19 protein-coding genes are annotated in these 19,492 nt (G+C 60.6%); 3 read left to right on the top strand and 16 right to left on the bottom strand.

The genetic code is table 11. The features are described from left to right. The 4 genes from DZK26_RS04020 to DZK26_RS04005 all read right to left on the bottom strand — a co-directional run. On the bottom strand, positions 1–738 hold a 738-nt coding region (locus DZK26_RS04020; protein ID WP_181918439.1), incomplete at its 3' end, for an ice-binding family protein. Between the two features lie 63 nt (positions 739–801). Then, positions 802–954, bottom strand: a complete 153-nt coding sequence (locus tag DZK26_RS04015; RefSeq protein WP_116898717.1) for a DUF3096 domain-containing protein — start codon at positions 952–954, stop codon at positions 802–804. A gap of 133 nt (positions 955–1,087) precedes the next feature. Beyond that, positions 1,088–2,476, bottom strand: a complete 1,389-nt coding sequence (locus DZK26_RS04010; RefSeq protein WP_181918438.1) for a M48 family metalloprotease — start codon at positions 2,474–2,476, stop codon at positions 1,088–1,090. Between the two features lie 605 nt (positions 2,477–3,081). Next, positions 3,082–3,654 (bottom strand): PRC-barrel domain-containing protein, encoded by a 573-nt coding sequence (locus DZK26_RS04005; RefSeq protein ID WP_116898715.1) that lies wholly within the window; start codon positions 3,652–3,654, stop codon positions 3,082–3,084. A gap of 285 nt (positions 3,655–3,939) precedes the next feature. On the opposite strand from DZK26_RS04005, the gene DZK26_RS04000 reads away from it, so the two are divergent. Then, positions 3,940–4,350, top strand: a complete 411-nt coding sequence (locus DZK26_RS04000) for a hypothetical protein (RefSeq protein ID WP_147306690.1) — start codon at positions 3,940–3,942, stop codon at positions 4,348–4,350. Between the two features lies 1 nt (position 4,351). Here DZK26_RS04000 and DZK26_RS03995 read toward each other — a convergent pair whose 3' ends face one another. The 9 genes from DZK26_RS03995 to DZK26_RS03955 form a co-directional block, all read right to left on the bottom strand. Beyond that, positions 4,352–5,494: a fatty acid desaturase gene (locus DZK26_RS03995; protein WP_116898713.1), complete on the bottom strand. Its 1,143-nt coding sequence runs from the start codon at positions 5,492–5,494 to the stop codon at positions 4,352–4,354. Between the two features lie 132 nt (positions 5,495–5,626). Beyond that, on the bottom strand, positions 5,627–7,141 hold the full coding sequence (locus DZK26_RS03990; RefSeq protein ID WP_116898712.1) for a diguanylate cyclase domain-containing protein: 1,515 nt from the start codon (positions 7,139–7,141) through the stop codon (positions 5,627–5,629). Positions 7,142–7,277: 136 nt separating this feature from the next. Beyond that, positions 7,278–7,478, bottom strand: coding sequence for a dodecin family protein (locus DZK26_RS03985; RefSeq protein WP_116898711.1), 201 nt, complete (start codon positions 7,476–7,478; stop codon positions 7,278–7,280). A gap of 72 nt (positions 7,479–7,550) precedes the next feature. After that, positions 7,551–8,162, bottom strand: a complete 612-nt coding sequence (locus tag DZK26_RS03980; RefSeq protein ID WP_116898710.1) for a hypothetical protein — start codon at positions 8,160–8,162, stop codon at positions 7,551–7,553. A 38-nt stretch (positions 8,163–8,200) separates the two neighbouring features. Then, on the bottom strand, positions 8,201–8,974 hold the full coding sequence (locus DZK26_RS03975; RefSeq protein ID WP_116898709.1) for a class D sortase: 774 nt from the start codon (positions 8,972–8,974) through the stop codon (positions 8,201–8,203). Between the two features lie 175 nt (positions 8,975–9,149). Beyond that, the gene (locus DZK26_RS03970) at positions 9,150–11,459 is read right to left on the bottom strand and encodes an NADP-dependent malic enzyme (RefSeq protein ID WP_116898708.1); all 2,310 of its coding nucleotides are present in this window, start codon (positions 11,457–11,459) and stop codon (positions 9,150–9,152) included. A gap of 162 nt (positions 11,460–11,621) precedes the next feature. Next, positions 11,622–12,647, bottom strand: coding sequence for a class I fructose-bisphosphate aldolase (locus tag DZK26_RS03965; RefSeq protein ID WP_116898707.1), 1,026 nt, complete (start codon positions 12,645–12,647; stop codon positions 11,622–11,624). 385 nt (positions 12,648–13,032) lie between these two features. Next, positions 13,033–14,457 carry a pyruvate kinase gene (gene pyk / locus DZK26_RS03960; RefSeq protein ID WP_116898706.1) on the bottom strand — a complete coding sequence of 475 codons (1,425 nt, stop codon included), beginning with the start codon at positions 14,455–14,457 and terminating at the stop codon, positions 13,033–13,035. Between the two features lie 39 nt (positions 14,458–14,496). Then, positions 14,497–15,489: a class I SAM-dependent methyltransferase gene (locus DZK26_RS03955; protein ID WP_116898705.1), complete on the bottom strand. Its 993-nt coding sequence runs from the start codon at positions 15,487–15,489 to the stop codon at positions 14,497–14,499. 456 nt (positions 15,490–15,945) lie between these two features. On the opposite strand from DZK26_RS03955, the gene yghU reads away from it, so the two are divergent. Continuing rightward, positions 15,946–16,824: a glutathione-dependent disulfide-bond oxidoreductase gene (yghU, locus tag DZK26_RS03950; RefSeq protein ID WP_116898704.1), complete on the top strand. Its 879-nt coding sequence runs from the start codon at positions 15,946–15,948 to the stop codon at positions 16,822–16,824. Positions 16,825–16,936: 112 nt separating this feature from the next. Here yghU and DZK26_RS03945 read toward each other — a convergent pair whose 3' ends face one another. Together DZK26_RS03945 and DZK26_RS14265 are read right to left on the bottom strand one after the other, a co-directional pair. Beyond that, positions 16,937–17,467 (bottom strand): DinB family protein, encoded by a 531-nt coding sequence (locus tag DZK26_RS03945; protein ID WP_116898703.1) that lies wholly within the window; start codon positions 17,465–17,467, stop codon positions 16,937–16,939. Positions 17,468–17,657: 190 nt separating this feature from the next. Next, positions 17,658–17,813, bottom strand: a complete 156-nt coding sequence (locus tag DZK26_RS14265) for a hypothetical protein (RefSeq protein ID WP_181935608.1) — start codon at positions 17,811–17,813, stop codon at positions 17,658–17,660. Between the two features lie 63 nt (positions 17,814–17,876). Here DZK26_RS14265 and DZK26_RS03940 point away from each other — a divergent pair, with 63 nt between their 5' ends. Next, complete coding sequence (locus DZK26_RS03940) at positions 17,877–18,443, top strand: pseudouridine synthase (RefSeq protein ID WP_258918355.1); 567 nt, start codon at positions 17,877–17,879, stop codon at positions 18,441–18,443. Positions 18,444–18,542: 99 nt separating this feature from the next. Here the strand turns inward: DZK26_RS03940 and DZK26_RS03935 are convergent, their stop codons facing one another. Beyond that, positions 18,543–19,469 carry a patatin-like phospholipase family protein gene (locus DZK26_RS03935; protein WP_404976176.1) on the bottom strand — a complete coding sequence of 309 codons (927 nt, stop codon included), beginning with the start codon at positions 19,467–19,469 and terminating at the stop codon, positions 18,543–18,545. Positions 19,470–19,492: the final 23 nt, after the last annotated feature.

Raw genomic sequence — 19,492 nt, 5'->3', positions numbered from 1 at the left:
ACCGGTAAAGCCGAAGCTTTGCAGGCTGCCTCCGGGGAGGGTCTGCTTTTCGACAATGATGGTGCCGGTTGCCTCCGGGCATGCATCGGGAACGGTGATTGCGTTGTTGGCAGTAGTGACGGTCGAGCCAAATGCCAGAGCCCTGCCTTCAAGCGTTGCCGAATCTCCCAGAGTAATACTGAGGCCGGCGGCCGTACCACGAAAGACGGTTCCGATAAAAGCGGCATTGGCGCCAATGGTCGTGCCACCGCCCGGCGTCCAGAAGACATTATCCGTACAGGCACCATCAGCTGCGACGACACTGGAACCGGCGGCCGGATCAAGCGCGCCGGCCGGCCTGAAAATGAAAACCCCATCGCCTCTCAGCGTGACTGTCGTGTTCGCGGTGATGGTCATCGCACCGGAACTCGAGTAGCAGCCGGGCGGAAACTCTCCGGCCGGCCCACCGCCGATACTGATCTGGTCCAGCGCTACGGCAGCACCGATATCAGTACATGCCTGCGCGTCCAGTTCGGCCCGGGCGGCATTCTGATCCGTTCCGGTTTCGGGCGGGCATGGCACAAAGATTGTGCCGGTTACAGTGGGGTTAACGGCAGGCGGAGTCGTATAACAGACATCGCCATCCACAGTCGTCCCGGCGGTATTTGTATAGGTTTCTGAGACGATTCCAAATGGACTGGTTGCCCCGAGGTCCGGTGCTGTCTGGGAAAGCGCCGGCACGGCAAGCAACAGCAGCATCGCTGCCAAGCCCGTTTTAATCAGACATACCGCTATATGCGTACGCTTTCGGTTCACCATGTGTCAGAAGTTGAAATCGGTCATTCCGAACAGGCCGATCAGACCGACGACAATAAGGTAGATGGCGACAATTACGCTGAGCAAGCGCGGCACAATCAGGATGAGAATACCGGCAACAAGCGAGATCAAAGGAGTCAGCATCGCAGACAAGTTCATGAGTTTTATGCTCTCTTTGAAGAGTAAGACCCGCGTTTAATACACCGGGTGTCACCCAGTGTGTCTAAGGATGTCGAGAACGTCGGTGCGATAGCGCACCCAAGCCAGCGTGTATAGAGAGGAGATGTCTCGGCTAAGGTTCGCGGACGACCCGCTTGACCCGGGTTCCGGCCGGAATCGTCACCTCGGGCCCGGATAGCTGATTGATCAACGCCAGGCGTTCAATGTCAATGACCGATGGATACTGTGCATTGAACGACGTCAGCGTCATGGTCCGGGGAGCTCGTACGATGGCAATGCGATCGGGCTGCCTGTCCAGCGCCTTACGCTCGGTGAGCCTGGCGAAGCTGCCGGTGGTTTTCCGAAAAGCTGAATCATGGCGGCTGAGTTGGTCGGTGGGGGTAAATGCCAACAGGCGGTAGACGTGCTCACCGTGAGCAATGAAGGCCGCATGACCGCCAAGCTGGCGGTTCGATGTCTGGGCCTGGAAGCGGCCACGGATGGCGTCAAGCCCGTTGATCTGCTGCCGGCCCACGTCGCTGGAAGTCAGCCCTTCCTGCTGGAAGAATTGCCCGGCGGCTTCAGATACCGTGCCGGCTGTCAGGGTCAACTGCACCACCGCATCCTTTTCGGGGCTGCCGGCCAGTACGACCTGGGCCAGGTTCTGCATTTGCCAGCCCTTGGGAAACGTGAGCCGAAATGCCAGATCCGGGTGATTGAAGCGGTTTTCCTCGAAGTATCCCTGTCGCGGATTAACTCCAAAGACCGTGCCGTCGATGCGGGCCAGATAATCATTCCGACCGATACGCGTCCCGCCCAGCGACCGATCGAGCCTGCTCAGCCGGGTTTCGATGCGCTCAATCCGTTCGGCCGGATCGGGATGGCTGGAAAGCCAGCTGGGAAGGGGACTGCCACCGGCAAGCTGGCCGGCATGCTGCAAGGATGCGAATACATTGACCATCTCGCGCACGTCGTATCCATGATCCAGCGCATAACGGAACCCGAGATCGTCCGCCTGGCGTTCCGCATCACGCCCGTAACTGAGGAACAACAAGGACAATCCACCCGCGGCGGCCTCGCTGAACTCGGCCAGTTCGGGGCTGAGAATGCTTCCGACCCCCAGGCCGATCTGGGCTACCTGGGAACGAGTCATCATGGCAACCGAGTGGCGTGCGGTTACGTGCCCGATTTCATGACCCAGAACACTTACCAATTCGGCCTCGTTACCCATCAAGCCCATCAGGCCACGGGTTATGAAGATGTAGCCACCGGGAAAGGCAAATGCATTGGGTGTGGGATCATCGATCACGCCGAATGACCAGGGCAGGTCAGGCCGCTCCGAGTCCACCGCCAGGTTCATACCGAGTTTCTGAACGTATCCCTGGAGCCTCTCATCTTCCACCAATCCGACGGATTGATTAACACTCTCGGCGCCCTGCGCGCCCATGGCGATTTCCTGCTCCTCACTGACCAGCACGAACTCGCGTTCCCCGCTGACCGGATTGACTGCGCATCCTTGCAAGAATACAAATGCGAGCCAGACAACGCTGATTGATTTCTTGACGTTAAATTTCATGATTCAAAGCGCCTCACGCAGCAAAGACCCGGATAATTCGATTACAACGGTATCCTTCGCCGAAATAACAGTCGGTACGCTGGCACACCCAACACCCGCGAGCATAAAATGGGTGTGCTGTTTGCTTCCGAACAGACACAACTCCCAGAGAGGATCAACCTACGCTCGAAGACTCAAGCATCCGCATAACAGAAGGCATCAGGCACCCGATGGAGAACATTGAAACCGACACGAGCATTACCACCCTGGGGGATCAGGTCATACAGCTAACGCGAGCACGGTGGGGATCAGACCACGCTCAACTGACAGGACTCCGCAGAGAGCCGCTCACGACTCCAGCTGGCACTCAGGCAAACCGCTGGACAGATTTTGTTCCACCCAGCCGGGAATAATACTCATTCGCTGGTAAATGAAAAGAAATCTGACAAACATTCTCGCAAACGGAAAAAATCAGGCCGCTCTGAGCGGCCTGATCTTTTGAACCCATCGCAGCTACCAAGCACTCCCGATGACTACTTCATCGGCAAGTGCTCAGCGCTATCTTCCTGGAACTACTTGCGCGCGAAGGCAGGTGCTTCAACCAGGCTAAGGTCGGATACGTCAACGGAAAGCGTAATGCTTTCGCCGTCCACTTTGCGTTCAACCTGGTCCCATGCGATAGCCAGATCCTTCTGACCCAGACCCATGACGCCACCGGTACTCATAATAACCGCACCTATCTGGCCATTTTCGTCAATCAGAAGTTCATTGACCTTGCCGACAACCTTATTATCTCGCCTATTCATTACTTCATGGCCCACAATATTGCTTGAAAAGTAATCATCAGCAGGCTTGCTTGCCAGATAGTGCAATTTCGCTTCAACAGCTCTGGCCTCGGCGGCTTCCTTGGCGGCGGCATCGGCCTTGGCGTCAGACCTTGACTCGCGTGCCAGGCGCGAACGTGTTGAGGCATTGGCAGCTTGCTCAGCACCCTGCTTACCATGACTCTTTTCAGCGCTTACGCTGGTCCGTTCGGAATCACACGGACAATCGCATTTCTTATCCTCGGCCGACGCAACAGAAACACCCATTGTAAGAGCGGGCAGAAGAACGACTGCGTATTTCATCGAAATGAACCTGTTCATTGATATTCTCCTAGGTTACCCATGTGACTGAAATGTCACCGGGCCATCAGCACCAGCGGCATGATAATCGCCCCCTGGAAGTGTTGATCATTGTTGCTGTTGTACAGGGCCAGGTCTGTACGCTGCGACACGCTCGTCCAGGCTATGAGCATCCTGCATGTTCGGCAGAGTGGTAGATACTCCTGGACGATTCTCTGACGAAACGTTCGAGATAACCATTGGCAGGTAGGGCCTGCGTGCGATCGCGTACAGATCACAACGTCCGAAACGTTCAAGATGGGCGTCATGGATAAGCCCACTTCAGCTCGCGAACGACCGAAAGCACTAAATTTTCTCTTTTGCGCGCTCGCAATCGTCCTTGTCTTGCTGTCACCCGCGCTGGGTGTCATGGCGGCTGCTATCGCCACTTGGCATGCCCTGCTGGCCGGCTCGTTCTGGTACATGCCGCTCGGGCTGGTCATGACACTGGCGGCATTTGCGATGGTGCAGAGTCACAGGCTGTTTGACCTGGCTTTTCTCGGCCTGATGGTTGTCGCGGCCATTACCTGGTTCGGGTTGGATTCGCCCCAACAGCGCTCCTTGCTGGAGGCAGTCCAGGCTCTGGCCTCTCAGACCTACCTAATGGCCGGTGTACTGCTGGTAATGCTGGTGGCTGGGGTGCTGATCCATATAGCACGTGGAGCGAACCGATGGTAATTCAGCCAGCACTGCGGCTTCCGGCTTGCCAGTCCTGCTGCAAACTAGCCAGACGCCCGGCCTGGGCCTTCAAGTGCCGCTCGAGCTGCCGGAGACGCTTTCCGAAAGTGGGGGCTTGCCAGCGATAGCGCAGTGCCGCGCTACCGGCCTGAACGCGCTCGGCCTGAACGGCTTGCCACTGGGCAACCGTGTCCCTGAACTGCTGGTACTCGCGCTCGATAGTCCGGGCCCAGGTCTCTTCGGAATCGCTAGCGGCAAGCTGGTTCTCGAGTTTTCGGAACTGCATCTGTACGCGGGCCCGCCGCATCTTGAAGGTCGGCGTGCGCTTTAAGCCGCCAGCCAGTCCAACAGCCTTACTTGCCGCTATCAGCCACTTCCCGGGATCGAAATCCCACCAGTGGGCGCCATTTCGATAATCTGCCTGAAAGGCGTGATGAAAATTGTGATACCCCTCGCCCCAGGTCAACAGCGCCAGCCAACCATTGTCACGCGAGCTGTTGTCGTCACTGTAGTGTCGCTTGCCCCAGGTGTGGGCCAGAGAGTTGATAAAGAAAGTGCAATGCTGGCTGAATACCAGTCGCACGGCGCCAGCCAAAAGTATCATGCCGATTACATCGCCGGCCAGGAACCCCAACGCGACGGGGACCCCAAGGTTAAGAAACCAGGTAAGCAGCCAATAGTGCTTATGCTGCCATTTGAGAATCGGATCGCGTTCGAGATCCCAGATCTGCTCGAAATCGACCTCGCTTGAGGACCAGTGACGCAGCATCCAGCCGATATGAGCATGCCAGAACCCAGTTCGAATGGAGTGGGGATCCCGCTCGGAATCATCGACAAAGCGGTGATGGACCCGGTGACGAGCACACCAGACAAGTACCGAATTCTGCAGCGCGAAGGTACCGAAAACGACAAAGAATAGTTTCAGTGGCCACGCGGCGCGGTAGCTTCGGTGCGACCACAGCCTGTGATATCCAGCAGTAATCGAGAGCCCGCTGAACAGCCAGATCAGACCGGCGGTTAGCCAGGTCCACCCGCTGAAACCGACCAATATGCCCCAGAGGGGCGCGGCCACGAGGGCCAGCACGTGGGCTGCGACGAAGAAGCTTACGTTTGCTGTTGCGAGTGGCGGCTTACGCATGGTCATGCTCAAGGGATCCTGAAGTTGCTGCAAATGTTCAGCCCCATTGGATCACCTTGGCGGGGTTCCTTTCTGTTCGGTAGCATACGGAGTTTCGAGAATGGACCTCAGCACAGGCCTGCGAGGCAAAATGCTCGATTATTGCCCGGTTGGGTCCCGATTGCAGGAATGCTGAATCAAATCGGCAGCATGGTCGAACCGTGACCCAACCACCGGTCGCTCCATACCTGCCTCGTGAAAGCAGTAGCCTTTCTCGTTATCGATTTTGGCGTGGTACATAGCAGCATCTGCCCGGTGCATCAGAACGTCCATTTCAGTGCCATCCTCGGGGCAAATACTGATTCCGATACTTACCTCCAGACTGATGTTGCAATCCCGAGTGTGCTGAAGCTTCGCTGCCGCAGCACGCATCTTCAGAGCCACCTTGCCGGCATCTTCAGGTTGCCTGACTTCATTGAGCAAGGCGACAAACTCATCTCCGCCGTAGCGACAGAGCAGGTCGGTGCCCCGAACGCAGCCTGCCAGATTTCGAGACAGGGCCCTCAGCAGCCGGTCACCCGCATGGTGTCCCAGGCTATCGTTGACCTGCTTGAATTGGTCGAGGTCGATGAAGAGCAGAGCCAACCTTCTGTGGTGCCGCCGGGAAAGCTTCAGAGCCTGATCAAAGTGTTCACCGAATGCGACACGATTCGGCAATCCAGTCAGGGCATCATGACGCGCCAGATAGGCCATTCTTGCCGTGTTTTCACGTGATAGCCTGCGGTCACGAAAGACCACGACCGCGCCCGTGAGCTGACCGCTCTTGTCTAGGATCGGGGCCGCGGAGTCCTCTATGGCCAACTCACTACCGTCGGGGCGTAGCAGCACACAGTCTGTCGGCATTTGCACAATCTCCAGACTTGCCATGGCACGCCCGGCCAGGCTTTCAATGGGCTTACCATTTTTCGGATCGATTACCTTGAAGACCCGATCAAGCGCCTGGCCGCCGGCTTCCTCTCGAAGCCAACCGGTGAGTCGCTCCGCAACTGGATTCAGGTAGGTTACGTGTCCCCTGGCGTTCGTACTGATCACGGCGTCGCCGATGCATTCCAGCGTCACACGCGCACGTTCTCGCTCCCCTGATAGATCATCCAAGGCTGCCTGTTTCGCCTGTTCCGCGGCCTTGATTCCGCTGATATCTTCAATGGTATGGATATGGGCGCCAGATGCGGTTCGATCGCCCAGCCTGGCGATGCTGTGGCGTGTCCATATACGCTGTCCGGAGCCGGTGACAATTCTTACCTCGAACTGTAAAGGCCGGTCTGTTTGGTTGAATTTACGCCAATCGGTTGGCACAACCGCCTGATCATCGGAATCCATGAGCTGGCTCCAATGAATGCCGATCAGCCTCGATGTGGTAACGGCGTACATGCGCTGACAGGCGGGGTTGCTGTAAGTGATGTTACCGCGATGATTGGTTATGAGGATCCCAAGCGGCAGAGCGTCGAGCAGCGCAAAGTCCGGGTCGGCATGGCTGGGTATTTGTCGGCGGCCGGACCGATCCGCCGCGGGTGTCCAACATAGACTGCCACCTTCATTCTCCCAATCCCCCAGGGGATCGGAGCACCGCCATCGGTGACGATACAGATGACGCGTGGACTTGTGATCAGACATGGACTCCGCCCCCCGTGCAACGTTGTTCCTGGTTGACAGAGCACCTTACCGTCGGCCTCACTGCCGCCTCAGTTCGTTGACCCACATAAAAACATGGACGCAAAAGCGCCCATGCTCCCCGCCTGCGCTGCCATTTCTAGTTGATTACAAAACTGATTCGCATGATCACTCGGTAGTTCGTGATCTTGCCTTCGTCAATGGTGAGTTTCTGTTCAGAAATCCACGCGCCTTTTACATTCTTGACTGTTCGTTCGGCACGCTTGATGCCGGACTCGATGGCATCCTGAAAACTCTCGGTGGAGTCACTCGAAATTTCAATGATCTTGGCAATCGTCATGGGAGATTCCTTTTAAACAAAACCGGGCGATCGGCTTGCGACCACCCGGCGAGTTACTTCATAGCTGGTGGTTCAGGCGTTCGGGGCCTTGAGGCGCCGACGCGTGGTCAGTGTGACGCCACCCATCAGCGACAACATGCCGCCCAAGGCGATGATCGGCAACGGGCCAGCGGTGGCCGGCAGAGTTTCCGGCTGCTCGGTCTTGGCCGGCTGCGCCTTGGCCATTTCCTGTTCCTTCCGGGGTTCAACGATCGTGACCTTCTCGGTATCCAACGCGCCCGGCTTGGTGGTGAAGGCATAAGCGTTTTCCGGCGCATAGAAGTTCAGCACCTGGCCTTCCTTCAGCTCGGAGAACCGATATGGACGGCCATCGAGCATCACGCGCTGGTCCGGGCCCGGCATCAGCCGCACACTGCCAAGCGAGCGTCCGTTTTCGTCCCTGAAGTCTGAGGTAATCGCCCCATCACGATGGAACTGCTCAAATTCGGCTTCGAAGCGGGCCCATTTCTGTCCATCGACGATGATGGCTTCCTGGCACCCTTCGGCGACCCAGGGGTAGTTACGCAGCAGACTGCGATTCCATTCGACATCCCTACAGCTTGCCCGGTCCACTTCCGGTCCCGGCATTGCCTGTCTGGATTCCTGGGCGATCACGCTGCCAGTCGATGCCAGACCCAGCAGCAAGGCTACTGATGTCATGGCGAATACGTTTAAACGGGTGTTCATGGTGTTTCTCCTGATGGTGATGCGGTGGGAACTGCGCCCATTCGGCGCGCGTTCCCGGGTTGATCAACGGCGACGGCCTGCACGATGTAGCGTTGCGGTGCATTGCCGATGAAATAAAACGGGTAACAGGTGACCAGGGTGACGGTGGGCTCGGTCGTGTCATCGAGAACCGACACATCGTCCGGATCAACAATGGCGATCCTCGATACTCGATACTCGCCACGGCCGGAGAGACTCTCCAGCTCCATGGTGTCGCCGACCTGGATGTCCTTGAGCGGACGAAAGTAGCGATCGCGATGGGCGGCGATCGCCATATTGCCGCTCGTGTTGGGTGCGGCCGTGCCGCCGATCCAGCCGGCGCCCCGGCTCATGTTCAACTCACTCAGGTCCGGATAGACGGGTACCTCAAGCGCCACCTTGTCAATGCGCAATACGGCAATCGGCAGTTCGTCGGCATCGGCAACCCTTGCACGGGTCGCTTCAGGCGCGACTTCCTGGCTGTTCAACAACGCCAGGGTCTGGCCGGCGAGGGGAAGATCCTCCAGGCGGTGGCTCACTGTTGCTGCCGCCCGCGCCTCGGAGAACAATTCGATACCCTGCTTGCGTTCACTCTCCAGGCCGGTGGTTATCAGAAAATAGGTCGCGATAAGCGCAATGCCCATGATCCAGAATGCCAGTTCCACAGATATCCGCCCTGAGCCGTTGGCCATCGATGTGCGCGCGGCCAGGAGACGAGATTGTCGGGAGAAAATCGGGGTGGAGCGTTTCATTGCAGGGTGTTCCTTTGCGAACTGCGACAGGAACCCATGATGAGACTGCAATCAGAACCTGTCTGTTCGCAAGCACACAGTTCGACAATGCCGGGAATGCTCCCGGAAGCCGCAATGCTCAGGTGCGACAAGGCGCACCGGGTTCTTCAGCTACTGGCAGGAAAAAAGCTGGTCGTCAGTCGAACAGCTCGCCGCTGGCTTGCTGCCGCCGCTGGTAGTGCTGGGCATCGACCACGGCAATGGCGGTCATGTTGACCACGCGGCGCACGGTCGCCGAGGGGGTGAGTACGTGGGCCGGGCGGCCGATGCCCATCAGCATCGGGCCAATGGTCACGCCCTTGCCGACCACTCGCGCCATGGAGAAGGCAATGTGAGCGGCGTCCTGGTTGGGCATGATCAGCAGGTTCGCCTCGCCGCTGAGACGCGAGTTGGGGAAGATTCGCTCACGGATCGCCGGCATCAGTGCCGCGTCGGCACGCATTTCGCCTTCGACTTCCAGGTCGGGTGCGCGCTCGCGCAACATGTTGAAGACCTGGCGCATCTTCGAGGCCGATGGATTGACGTGGCTGCCGAAGTTCGAGTGCGAGCAAAGCGCGATACGCGGCGTGATCCCGAACATCCGAAGACGCTCGGCCGACATCAGGGTCAGCTCGACGAGCTGCTCGGCCGTGGGGTCGGGGTTGACGTGCGTATCGCAGACGAACCACACACCGTTTTCGTTGGTCATGGCCGACAGCGCGCCCAGCGTGCCGCAATCGTCGCGGGTGCCGAATACCTCGTTGATGTACTGCAGCTTCTTCTGGTAGCGGCCGACCACACCGCAGATCATCGCGTCGGCCTCGTTGCGGTGCACCATCACCGCGGCAATCACGGCCGTGCGCGTACGCACGAGCGCTTTGGCCGAATCGGGCGTGACCCCGCGGCGCTGGGTAATCTCGTGGAAAGTCTGCCAGTATTCCTTGAAGCGCGGATCGGATTCGGGGTTGACTAGCTCGAAGTCCTCGCCGGGCTTCAGCCGCAGGCCGGCGCGCTCGATGCGCATGTCGACCACCTTGGGCCGGCCGATCAGAATCGGTTTCGCGAGGCCGTCATCCACCACCGTCTGAACCGCACGTAGCACGGTTTCCTCTTCACCCTCGGCGAAGACCACGCGCTTGGGGTCCTTGCGGGCGGCGTCGAAGACCGGCTTCATCAACAAGCCGGTGCGGAAGACATGCTGGTAGAGCCGTTCGGTATAGGCGTCGAGATCCTCGATCGGCCGGGCGGCCACGCCCGAATCCATGGCGGCCTTGGCCACCGCCGGGGCCAAGTGCACCAGCAGTCTCGGGTCGAAGGGCTGGGGGATCAGGTACTCGGGCCCGAACTTCGGGGCCTGGCCGCCGTAGGCCTGGGCGGCCACGTCGGAGGCTTCCATCTGGGCCAGCTCGGCGATGGCGTTCACGCAGGCCATCTTCATCTCGTCGTTGATGGCCGTCGCGCCCACATCGAGCGCGCCCCGGAAGATGTAGGGGAAGCACAGGACGTTGTTGACCTGGTTGGGAAAGTCCGAGCGGCCGGTGGCGATCAGCGCATCGGGACGCGCCTCGCGCGCCAGATCGGGCATGATCTCCGGCACGGGATTCGCCAGGGCCAGGATGATGGGCCGATCGGCCATCTTCTTGACCATTTCGGGCTTGAGCACGCCCGGTGCCGACACGCCCAGGAAAACGTCGGCGCCCTTGATCGCCTCGCCCAGCGTGCGCGCTTCGGTCTCGACGGCATAGGTCGCCTTGCGATCGTCCATGTAGGACGCTCGTCCCTTGTAGATGACGCCTTCGCGGTCGCAGACGACGATGTTCTCGCGCCTGACACCCATCGTCACCAGCAGGTCCAGGCACGCCATGCCCGCGGCACCCGCTCCGGAGGCGACCAGGCGGATGTCGTCCATCTTCTTTTCGACGAGCTGCAGGCCATTGACCAGGGCGGCGGCCGCAATGATCGCCGTGCCGTGCTGGTCGTCGTGGAAGACCGGGATATTCATGCGCTCCTTGAGCGCTTCCTCGACCTTGAAGCACTCCGGCGCCTTGATGTCCTCGAGATTGATGCCGCCGAAGGTCGGTTCCAGGCTGGCGATGATTTCGATCAGCTTGTCGGGATCGCGCTCGTCGATCTCGACGTCGAACACGTCGATATCGGCGAACTTCTTGAACAGCACGCCCTTGCCTTCCATCACCGGCTTGGAAGCCGCCGCACCGATATCGCCCAGGCCGAGCACGGCCGTACCGTTGGAAATGACCGCCACCAGGTTTCCGCGCACAGTGTAGTCGAGCGCCTTGAGCGGGTCCTTGGCGATTTCCTCGGAGGCCGCCGCCACGCCCGGTGAATAGGCCAGCGCCAGATCCTTGGCCGTGGTCAGCGCCTTGGTCGGCACGATCTTGATCTTGCCCGGCGGGTACTGCCGGTGATACTCGAGGGCTTCTTCGCGGAACTTGTCTTGGTCGCTCATTGATTCTGTGGTCCGTGGTCGGTGGCCAGTGGTCTGTGGTCCGTGGTCAGTGGTCGGTCATCCCGGGCCCGTGTTCAGCAGCTGCAATCGGGCGATGGACCTCTAATACTGATTACAGACTACCGACCACAGACTACAGATCACGGACCACCGAAGCAGCCGTCAGCCGCGCTCGGCTTCTTCGCTCCACTCACCCATCGCGGCCAGGCCGTTCATCTTCGCGCGGTGGGCGAGGATCTGCTGGGCCTTTTCGCGATTGCCCTTCGGGTCGGCCGCCCAGGTCTTGAGGCATTCCTGTTGCAGAGCACGACCGTAGGAGAACGACAACGGCCAGGGCAGGGTACCCATCTTGTTCATGGTGTCCAGGTGCTCGGTCGCTTCCACGTCTTCCTGCCCGCCGGACAGGAACACGATGCCGGCGGTCGCCGCCGGAACGGCATTGAGTAGGCAGTCGATGGTGGCCTCGGCCACTTCCTCTGCGCTAGCGCGATCGCTTGCATCCGAGCCGGAAATCACCATCGAGGCTTTCAGCACCGTGCCCTCGAGCAGCACGTTCTGCTCGTAGAGCTGGCCGAACAGCGCCTTGAGGGTGGCCTCTGTGACGTCGTAGGAGGTATCGAGGTCATGGTTGCCATCCATCAGCACTTCCGGCTCGACGATCGGCACGATGCCGGCTTCCTGGCACAGGGCTGCGTAGCGAGCCAGAGCATGGGCGTTGGCGTCGAGGCAGGCACGCGAGGGGATGTCGTCACCGATGGTGATCACCGCGCGCCACTTTGCGAACTTCGCGCCCATCTCGGCGTACTCGGCCAGGCGCTCGCGCAGACCGTCGAGTCCCTCTGTGACCTTCTCGCCCTCGAAGCCGGCCAATGCCTTGGCACCGCGGTCGACCTTGATGCCCGGCAGGATGCCGGCATCGTTCATGACATCGACCAGCCGCTTGCCGTCGGAAGTCGACTGCCGGATGGTCTCGTCGAACAGGATGGCGCCGGAAATGTGCTCACCCAGCCCCGGCGTGGTCAGCATCATCGAGCGGTAGTCGAGGCGGTTTTCCTCGGTCGACTCGACGCCCACGGCCGCGAGGCGCTTCTTGATGGTGCCGGTGGATTCGTCGATGGCCAGGATACCCTTGCCTTGGGCGACCATCGCCTGTGCGGTTTCAACGAGCTGTTCGAGTTTGTCGGTCATCTTGAAAATCCCCTGCTACGCAGTTTGAGGGTGAATGAGAGATCAGGCCGCTATTGTAGCCAGCCCAGAGGCCGAGTTCACCCATCTTGGGGCTCTGGTGGGTAAAAACCTTTAAAACGCAAAGCCGCGAAGCAGCAAAGATCGCAAAGATTGAAAAAATGAGTCGGGCTCTGGTTGACCAGGCCGTCCCTTCCCCAGAGCAAGGGTTTCGCCCAATCCCTGTTCGCCACCAGTACCGCAATGAGAGGGATCCGGGGGACTGGCCCTAGCACCGGTACTCTTTCAATTCACTTCTCTTTCTTTATTCTTTTCTTTTTTCTTTGCGTCCTTTGCTGCTTTGCGGCTTTGCGTTCCAAAGGTTTTGAATTTCGCGGAAGCGCCCCCGTCACTCGACGGTGAGGATCTTCATGGTGTTGGTGCCGCCCATGACGCCCTGCTCGTCGCCGAGGGTCATCAGGACGCGGTCGCCGGCTTCGACCACGCCGGCGCGCCGGGCGTGCTCAAGCGCGGCGCGGGCCTGGCTGGGCGTGGGCACGTTCTCGGGCACGAACAGAAGCGGGCGAACGTGCTGGAACAGGCGCATCCGGCGCAGGCTGGCGCGATTGGGCGAGAGCGCGATGATCGGCACCGGCGAGCGCACGCGGCTGAGCCACTGCGCGGTCGAGCCCGACTCGGTCAGCGCGATAATCGCCTTCACCGGAAGGTTGTGGACGGTCACCATCGTCGCCATCGCCACCGCCTGGTCGATGCGCTCGGCGCGCACGTTGATCTTGCCCATTGGCACGTGGGCCTCGACGTGGCGCTCCGCGCCCCGGCAGATACGCCGCATGGCCTCGATCACCGTCACTGGATGACGCCCGACGGCCGTCTCGGCCGAGAGCATCACCGCGTCGGTGCCGTCGATGACGGCATTGGCCACGTCCAGCACCTCGGCGCGTGTCGGGATCGGGGACTCGACCATCGACTGCATCATCTGCGTGGCCGTGATCACCGGCCGGTTGGCCGCCAGTGAGGCGGTGATGATGCGTTTCTGCAGCCCGGGCAGTTCCGCATCACCGATCTCCACGCCCAGGTCGCCGCGGGCGACCAGCACGGCATCAGAGGCCTCGATGATCGCATCGAGATTCTCGATCGCCTCGGCGCGCTCGATCTTGCTCACCAGTCCGGCGTGGCCGCCGGCCGCCTCCATCAGCTCGCGGGCACGTTGCATGTCTTCGGGCCCGCGCGGAAAGGACACGGCCAGGTAATCCACCTGCCATTCCGCGGCGCGCTCTATGTCACGCGCATCGGCCTCGGAAATGCCGGGCACGGACAGGCCGCCACCGCGCAGGTTGAGCCCCTTGCGGTCGGACAGCTTGCCGCTGGTCAGCACGGTGCAGTGAATGGTGTCGCCGTCGACACGCTCGACCCGCATGGCCATCAGCCCGTCGTCGAGCAACAACTCCGATCCGGGCTTAACGTCATCGACCAGTCCCAGATAGGCCACGCCCACGCCATTCTCGTCACCGGCCGGCGGATTCTCGCGGGCATACAAGGCGAATCCCTGCCCCGCCTTCAGGCTGACCGAGCCCTCGCGGAAACGGTCGATGCGTATTTTCGGGCCGGCCAGGTCGGCCAAAACCGCGACGTCGGTGTCGAGCTCGCGCGCGGCGGCGCGCACCATCTTGATGCGGCGGGCGTGGGTTTCATGATCGCCGTGCGAGAAATTGATCCGCACGACGTCGCAGCCGGCGGTGATCAGACGCTCGAGCACATCCGGCTCGTCGGTGGCCGGCCCCAGGGTGGCCACGATCTTGGTTCTTCTTGTCATGCCTGCGAGTCTAGCAGTCGCGCATGCCGATTCGATGACTCACGCGTCCGGCTTGCGGAATTTCAGGGTCATCCGGTGCGACTCGCCGATGGCCTCGTACTTCGCACCCAGCGCCTCGGCGTTCTCCGCGTCCTCGGGCACGCGCAGCGAAGGCGGCAGACGCCAGACCACCTCGTCGGTCGTCGGACGGTCGTTGGGATTGGCGTTGATGTCGCTTTCGTCGACCAGCTCGAAACCCGCCGATTCAGCGCGTTCGACCACGAAAAAGCGCTTCAGATAACCGGCGCTTCCGTCGGCCCATTCGTCGGGCATGTCCTCCCGCGCTTCGTGCTGAACCACGCCGAGAATGCCGCCGGGCTTCAGCGCCGAGAAGGCATCGGCAATCGCCTGGTCGAGATAGTTATCGACCCCGGCGTTCTGGAAGTTCGCCATGTTGTGCATCAGCCGGATGAACAACACCGCATCGGCCGCGCCCTCGATTTCGGCCGGCATATCGCCGAACCAGAATGTACGGACGTCGGCGCAATCGTCTTCGCACCACCCCTTCGCTTGCTGCGCAAAGGTTTCGGGCCATTCGCGCATCTGTGCCAGGTAATCATCGTCCACGAAGGGGAAGTTCGGCCACATGTCCAGAGGGTAATTGGCCGCGATCAGTTCGCCGTTCGAACCGAGATACGGCAGGAGAATCCGGGTGTACCAGCCGCCGCCAGGCAGGCCCTCGACCACGGTCATACCCGGCTCGATCCCGAAGAACTCGAGCGTCTCGCGCGGATGGCGGTCGTCGTAGCGCGCCCTGACCTCTTCGGGCTGGGCCTCGAGAACCTGGCCCAGTCGGTCGGTGTCATCCGACGCCGAAGCATCCATCGATTCGTCCATCGACGGTTCCTCGGCGGTCTCCATGGCGTCGTCTTCGACCATGGGTTCGTTCGCTTCCGGTTCGGAAGCGTCGGTCTGGCCCTCTGTGCCCTCATCGGATGCGGGACCGCAACCCAGCAGAGTAAGCGCCAGCAATACAGTGATCAGGTGCTTCATGGTCTGTTCTCCGGGATAGGGGAACCCTCATTATCAATACAGCGACCGACCACGGCAATCGGGCGGCTTCACGCCCCGATGCCCGGCGACTACGCACAATTACCTAGGGAACCTCTGAATAACTCTGCGCGGGCGCGACGGTGCCTTTGCGGGAGGCTCCGTTTTGGCTTCGGCGAGCGAAGTTTGGTTATTCCAAATGAGCGAGTCGAAACGAAGCGGAGACCCCGCAAAGGCGCCGGCCCTCCGGGTTTCGCCGGAAATGCCGCATCTCGCGCGTTGCGACCCTCGGCCGTAACAATCAGTACTGTCACTCGGGTCGCACCACACGATCTGCGGCATTTCCGACTGAAACGCGCTCCGTGCAGAGTTGTTCAGAGGTTCCCTAACGACAAGAGTTGACGGCAGCGCGCACTGCTCGCACATTAGTCTGCGACACCGACATAAGGAGCACGTCGCATGAGCCAGGACGACTACGAACCGCCCAGAGTGTGGAAATGGGAACCCGATGACGACAACGGCGGCCAGTTCGCCAGCATCAACCGCCCGACCGCCGGCGCCCGCGAGGAAAAGGAACTGCCGGTCGGCAAGCACCCGCACCAGCTCTACTCCCTGGCCACGCCCAACGGCGTCAAGGCTGCGGTGATGTTCGAGGAACTACTCGAAAAGGGCTACTCGGATGCCGAATACGACGCCTGGCTGATCCGCATCGGGGAGGGCGAGCAGTTTGGCTCCGGCTTCGTCGAACTCAACCCCAACTCCAAGATCCCGGCCATGGCCGACCACAGCGTCGACCCGCCACGGCGAGTGTTCGAGTCGGGCTCGATCATGCTCTACCTGGCCGAGAAATTCGGCGCTTTCCTGCCGGGCAATCCGGACGGACGCACCGAATGCCTCAACTGGCTGTTCTGGCAGATGGGTGCGGCACCGCTTCTCGGCGGCGGCTTCGGGCACTTCTACAACTACGCGCCGGTGAAGATCAAGTACGCCATCGACCGCTACACCATGGAGGTCAAACGCCAACTCGACGTGCTCGACCGCGAGCTGGCCAACAAGGAATACATCGCGGGCAACGACTACACCATCGCCGACATGGCCATCTGGCCCTGGTATGGCTGCCTGGTGCTCAACCGCGTCTACGAGGCGGTCGAATTCCTGCAGGCACACGAATACGAGAACGTCATGCGCTGGGCGAAGGCCATCGACGAGCGCCCCGCCGTCAAGCGCGGGCGGATGGTCAATTCGGTGTTCGGGGAGCCGGAGAACCAGTTGCGGGAGCGGCATGATGCCAGTGATTTCGAGCATCGGACCTGGGACAAGGTCGGAGACCAGGACTAGGCGATTGCATCAAGATGGCCCTGAGAAATCTGTCGCACAATGCCGAATTTGATCCGCCGCGGGACCGCGCGACAGTCCGGCGGTCAATTAACGCGGCTTGCTCGGCAGACCGCTACTCCACATAAGCGAAGTAGTCGGTCACGCCCGGGTCGTGGCCGAGCTGGGACAATAGATTCGTCACTTGACCCCGATGGTGGGTTTGATGATTGAACACGTGTGCAGCCGCCACCCAGACAGGATGCTCGCGCACCTGGCCCTTGGAATTACTGTAGCGCATGGTTTGCGCCAGCAACTCATCGTTCAGTTCCTCGACCCAGTTCGAAATGACCCGGTCCGTGGCTTTCCGCTCACTGAACAACTTGCCGAAGTCGGCACAGATTTCCTGCGACAACGACGAGAACTCGAAAACCAGTTCCGCATTGCTCAGCGCGGACATGTCCGGAAACGCTTTTGCGAACCGACCAAGCCAGATCCTGTCGGCCAGCAATATATGATTCAGGGTCCCGTGGATCGAGCCGAAGAAAGCGCCCATATCCCGTCTGCGCTCGCCATCATCGAGCTCCGCCGCCTTGCTGAACAGCGACAAGTTGAACTCGCGATTGTACTTGGCAAATCCACGCATCTGATCCTGATGTGTGCCCATCAAACCTCCTCACCAAGCACCGGCCTGGGCGGTGAAGTGCGAGAAAATGAAGCCTCAAACGATGCCGGCATGCCCCGCATCATCGAGACTAACGCTTGGCCTAACCGGCTCGGTCTTTGCCCACGTCTGAGCTGCGGCCATTGTCAGCAATCAACTCTTTAAGCATGAATTGCGCTGAATCAGGGCATAGTCACCATACAGTTCTATACCAACCACTGCGGAAAGCGCCCCATCTTTCTTTAATACCAAAAAGCTGGATTTGGTCATTCTGCGGAACATCCGATACGGGAAGCCCATAGGACTCCAGGAGCTCTTTCACTTCAATATTGAAATCTATCTCTTCCATTGCCCTCCCGTAGTTCAATGTTGCCTTTTTGCCCCGGCCGGTTCAAGCGGTCAATGGGTAAATATGCTGCATTCGCTCTCGGCAGCGACTATCCTTTTCCAAATGCTGATTGCCTTCAACAAACCCTTCGGCGTGCTCTGCCAGTTCACCGGGGAGGGCCCGACGCTGGCCGACTACGTGGATGTGCCCGGCGTGTATCCCGCCGGGAGGCTGGACAAGGATTCCGAGGGTCTGTTGCTTCTGACCGACGACGGCAAGCTGCAGGCGCGGATTGCTTCGCCGAAGTTCAAGTTGCCGAAGAGCTACCGGGTGCTGGTCGAGCGCGAGCCGCCGGAGGAAGCTCTGGAGCAACTTCGCCGCGGCGTCGAGCTCAAGGATGGCTGGACTCGGCCCGCCGAGGTGCGGCGTATTGCCGAGCCCGAAGGGTTGTGGCCGCGTGATCCGCCGGTGCGGTATCGCAAGAACGTGATCGACGTGTGGCTGGAGATCGTGTTGCGCGAGGGGCGCAATCGGCAGGTGCGGCGGATGACCGCGGCGGTGGGGCACCCTACCCTGCGGTTGATTCGGTGGTCGATTGGGGAGTGGTCGGTAGAAGGCCTGGCGCCGGGGGAGTGGCGTCGGCTTGATTGAGGGGGTCTGCCCTCCGACATGTGCGAGGTCCCGGATAGCCGCTGCGCGGCTTCCGGGACGACACATTCACTTGTCCCTCTTGGGCCAAGAGTCGTGCGGTTAGTCCTCGGCTGATTCCGGGCAGCGCTTGCCGATGAGTTCTTGCAGTCGTTCGGACAGCTCTTCGGCGGCGGGTTCGGAGCGCTCGAGGATTTCTTCGACGCGGTCGAAGTGCAGCATGCGGATGTCGTCGAGTCCCGGCTTGATGTAGATGTCAGCCGGGTATTCGCGCAGCCGCGCTCGAATGATCGACTGCTGCATGATCTCGAAGCTGCTGAACAGCAGGTCGCTGATGTCCGGGGGGGCGCCCGAATCGCGCCGGCGCGAGCCGGTGACGTCGATGGCCACCACGATATCGTGCTCGCCCACCACGTCGACCGGCAGCGGGTTCGATGCGCCGCCGTCGATTAACAGGTCTTCGCCCTTGCCCACCGGGGCGAACACGCCGGGCACGGCCATGCTGGCGCGCATGGCTGGCAGCAACTCACCGGCGTCGATCACCCGGGGCTCGCCCGACCAGAAATCGGTGGCCACGATCGACAGGGGCATTTCGAGGTCGTCGAAGGTTCGTGCTTCCGTGCGCTCGCCGACGAAATCGACGAAACGGTTGGAATCGAGCAGGCTGCCGTTGCCCAGGTCGATCTCGATGAGCTCCCGAAGGCTTGGCGCTACGTTGCCGCCGAACAGGCCGGCGAAGGGGTTGAACGCGGAGCCCCCAAATTCACGAAACAAGGTCTCTATTTCGTCGGCATCCATGCCGGCGGCGTGCAGAGTGCCGATGATCGCCCCGATGCTCGAACCGGCAACGACACGCGGCCGGATGCCCTGCTCTTCGAACGCACGCAACATGGCAATGTGGGCCAGGCCGGCCGCGCCCCCGGAACCCAGCACCAAGGCCACGTCCGGTTCGGGACAGACCGCCGCCGGCTTATCGGCCGAGGCCCAGGCACCGGCCAGCAGGCCGACCCAGCACAACACGCCCGCCAGCCATGCGGAAGGTCCCGGATAGT

The organism is Wenzhouxiangella sp. 15190, assembly GCF_003417465.1.
Taxonomy (GTDB): Bacteria; Pseudomonadota; Gammaproteobacteria; order Xanthomonadales; family Wenzhouxiangellaceae; genus Wenzhouxiangella.
This window is presented reverse-complemented; position numbering and strand designations above follow the sequence as displayed.

Excerpts from the sequence above, each read along its gene's own strand:
- DZK26_RS04015 (WP_116898717.1), bottom strand. The coding sequence starts at position 954 with ATGAACTTGTCTGCGATGCTGACTCCTTTGATCTCGCTTGTTGCCGGT.
- DZK26_RS04005 (WP_116898715.1), bottom strand. The coding sequence starts at position 3,654 with ATGAACAGGTTCATTTCGATGAAATACGCAGTCGTTCTTCTGCCCGCT.
- DZK26_RS04000 (WP_147306690.1), top strand. The coding sequence starts at position 3,940 with ATGGATAAGCCCACTTCAGCTCGCGAACGACCGAAAGCACTAAATTTT.
- DZK26_RS03995 (WP_116898713.1), bottom strand. The coding sequence starts at position 5,494 with ATGACCATGCGTAAGCCGCCACTCGCAACAGCAAACGTAAGCTTCTTC.
- DZK26_RS03990 (WP_116898712.1), bottom strand. The coding sequence starts at position 7,141 with ATGTCTGATCACAAGTCCACGCGTCATCTGTATCGTCACCGATGGCGG.
- DZK26_RS03985 (WP_116898711.1), bottom strand. The coding sequence starts at position 7,478 with ATGACGATTGCCAAGATCATTGAAATTTCGAGTGACTCCACCGAGAGT.
- DZK26_RS03975 (WP_116898709.1), bottom strand. The coding sequence starts at position 8,974 with ATGAAACGCTCCACCCCGATTTTCTCCCGACAATCTCGTCTCCTGGCC.
- DZK26_RS03970 (WP_116898708.1), bottom strand. The coding sequence starts at position 11,459 with ATGAGCGACCAAGACAAGTTCCGCGAAGAAGCCCTCGAGTATCACCGG.
- DZK26_RS03965 (WP_116898707.1), bottom strand. The coding sequence starts at position 12,647 with ATGACCGACAAACTCGAACAGCTCGTTGAAACCGCACAGGCGATGGTC.
- pyk (WP_116898706.1), bottom strand. The coding sequence starts at position 14,457 with ATGACAAGAAGAACCAAGATCGTGGCCACCCTGGGGCCGGCCACCGAC.
- DZK26_RS03955 (WP_116898705.1), bottom strand. The coding sequence starts at position 15,489 with ATGAAGCACCTGATCACTGTATTGCTGGCGCTTACTCTGCTGGGTTGC.
- yghU (WP_116898704.1), top strand. The coding sequence starts at position 15,946 with ATGAGCCAGGACGACTACGAACCGCCCAGAGTGTGGAAATGGGAACCC.
- DZK26_RS03945 (WP_116898703.1), bottom strand. The coding sequence starts at position 17,467 with ATGGGCACACATCAGGATCAGATGCGTGGATTTGCCAAGTACAATCGC.
- DZK26_RS14265 (WP_181935608.1), bottom strand. The coding sequence starts at position 17,813 with ATGGAAGAGATAGATTTCAATATTGAAGTGAAAGAGCTCCTGGAGTCC.
- DZK26_RS03940 (WP_258918355.1), top strand. The coding sequence starts at position 17,877 with ATGCTGCATTCGCTCTCGGCAGCGACTATCCTTTTCCAAATGCTGATT.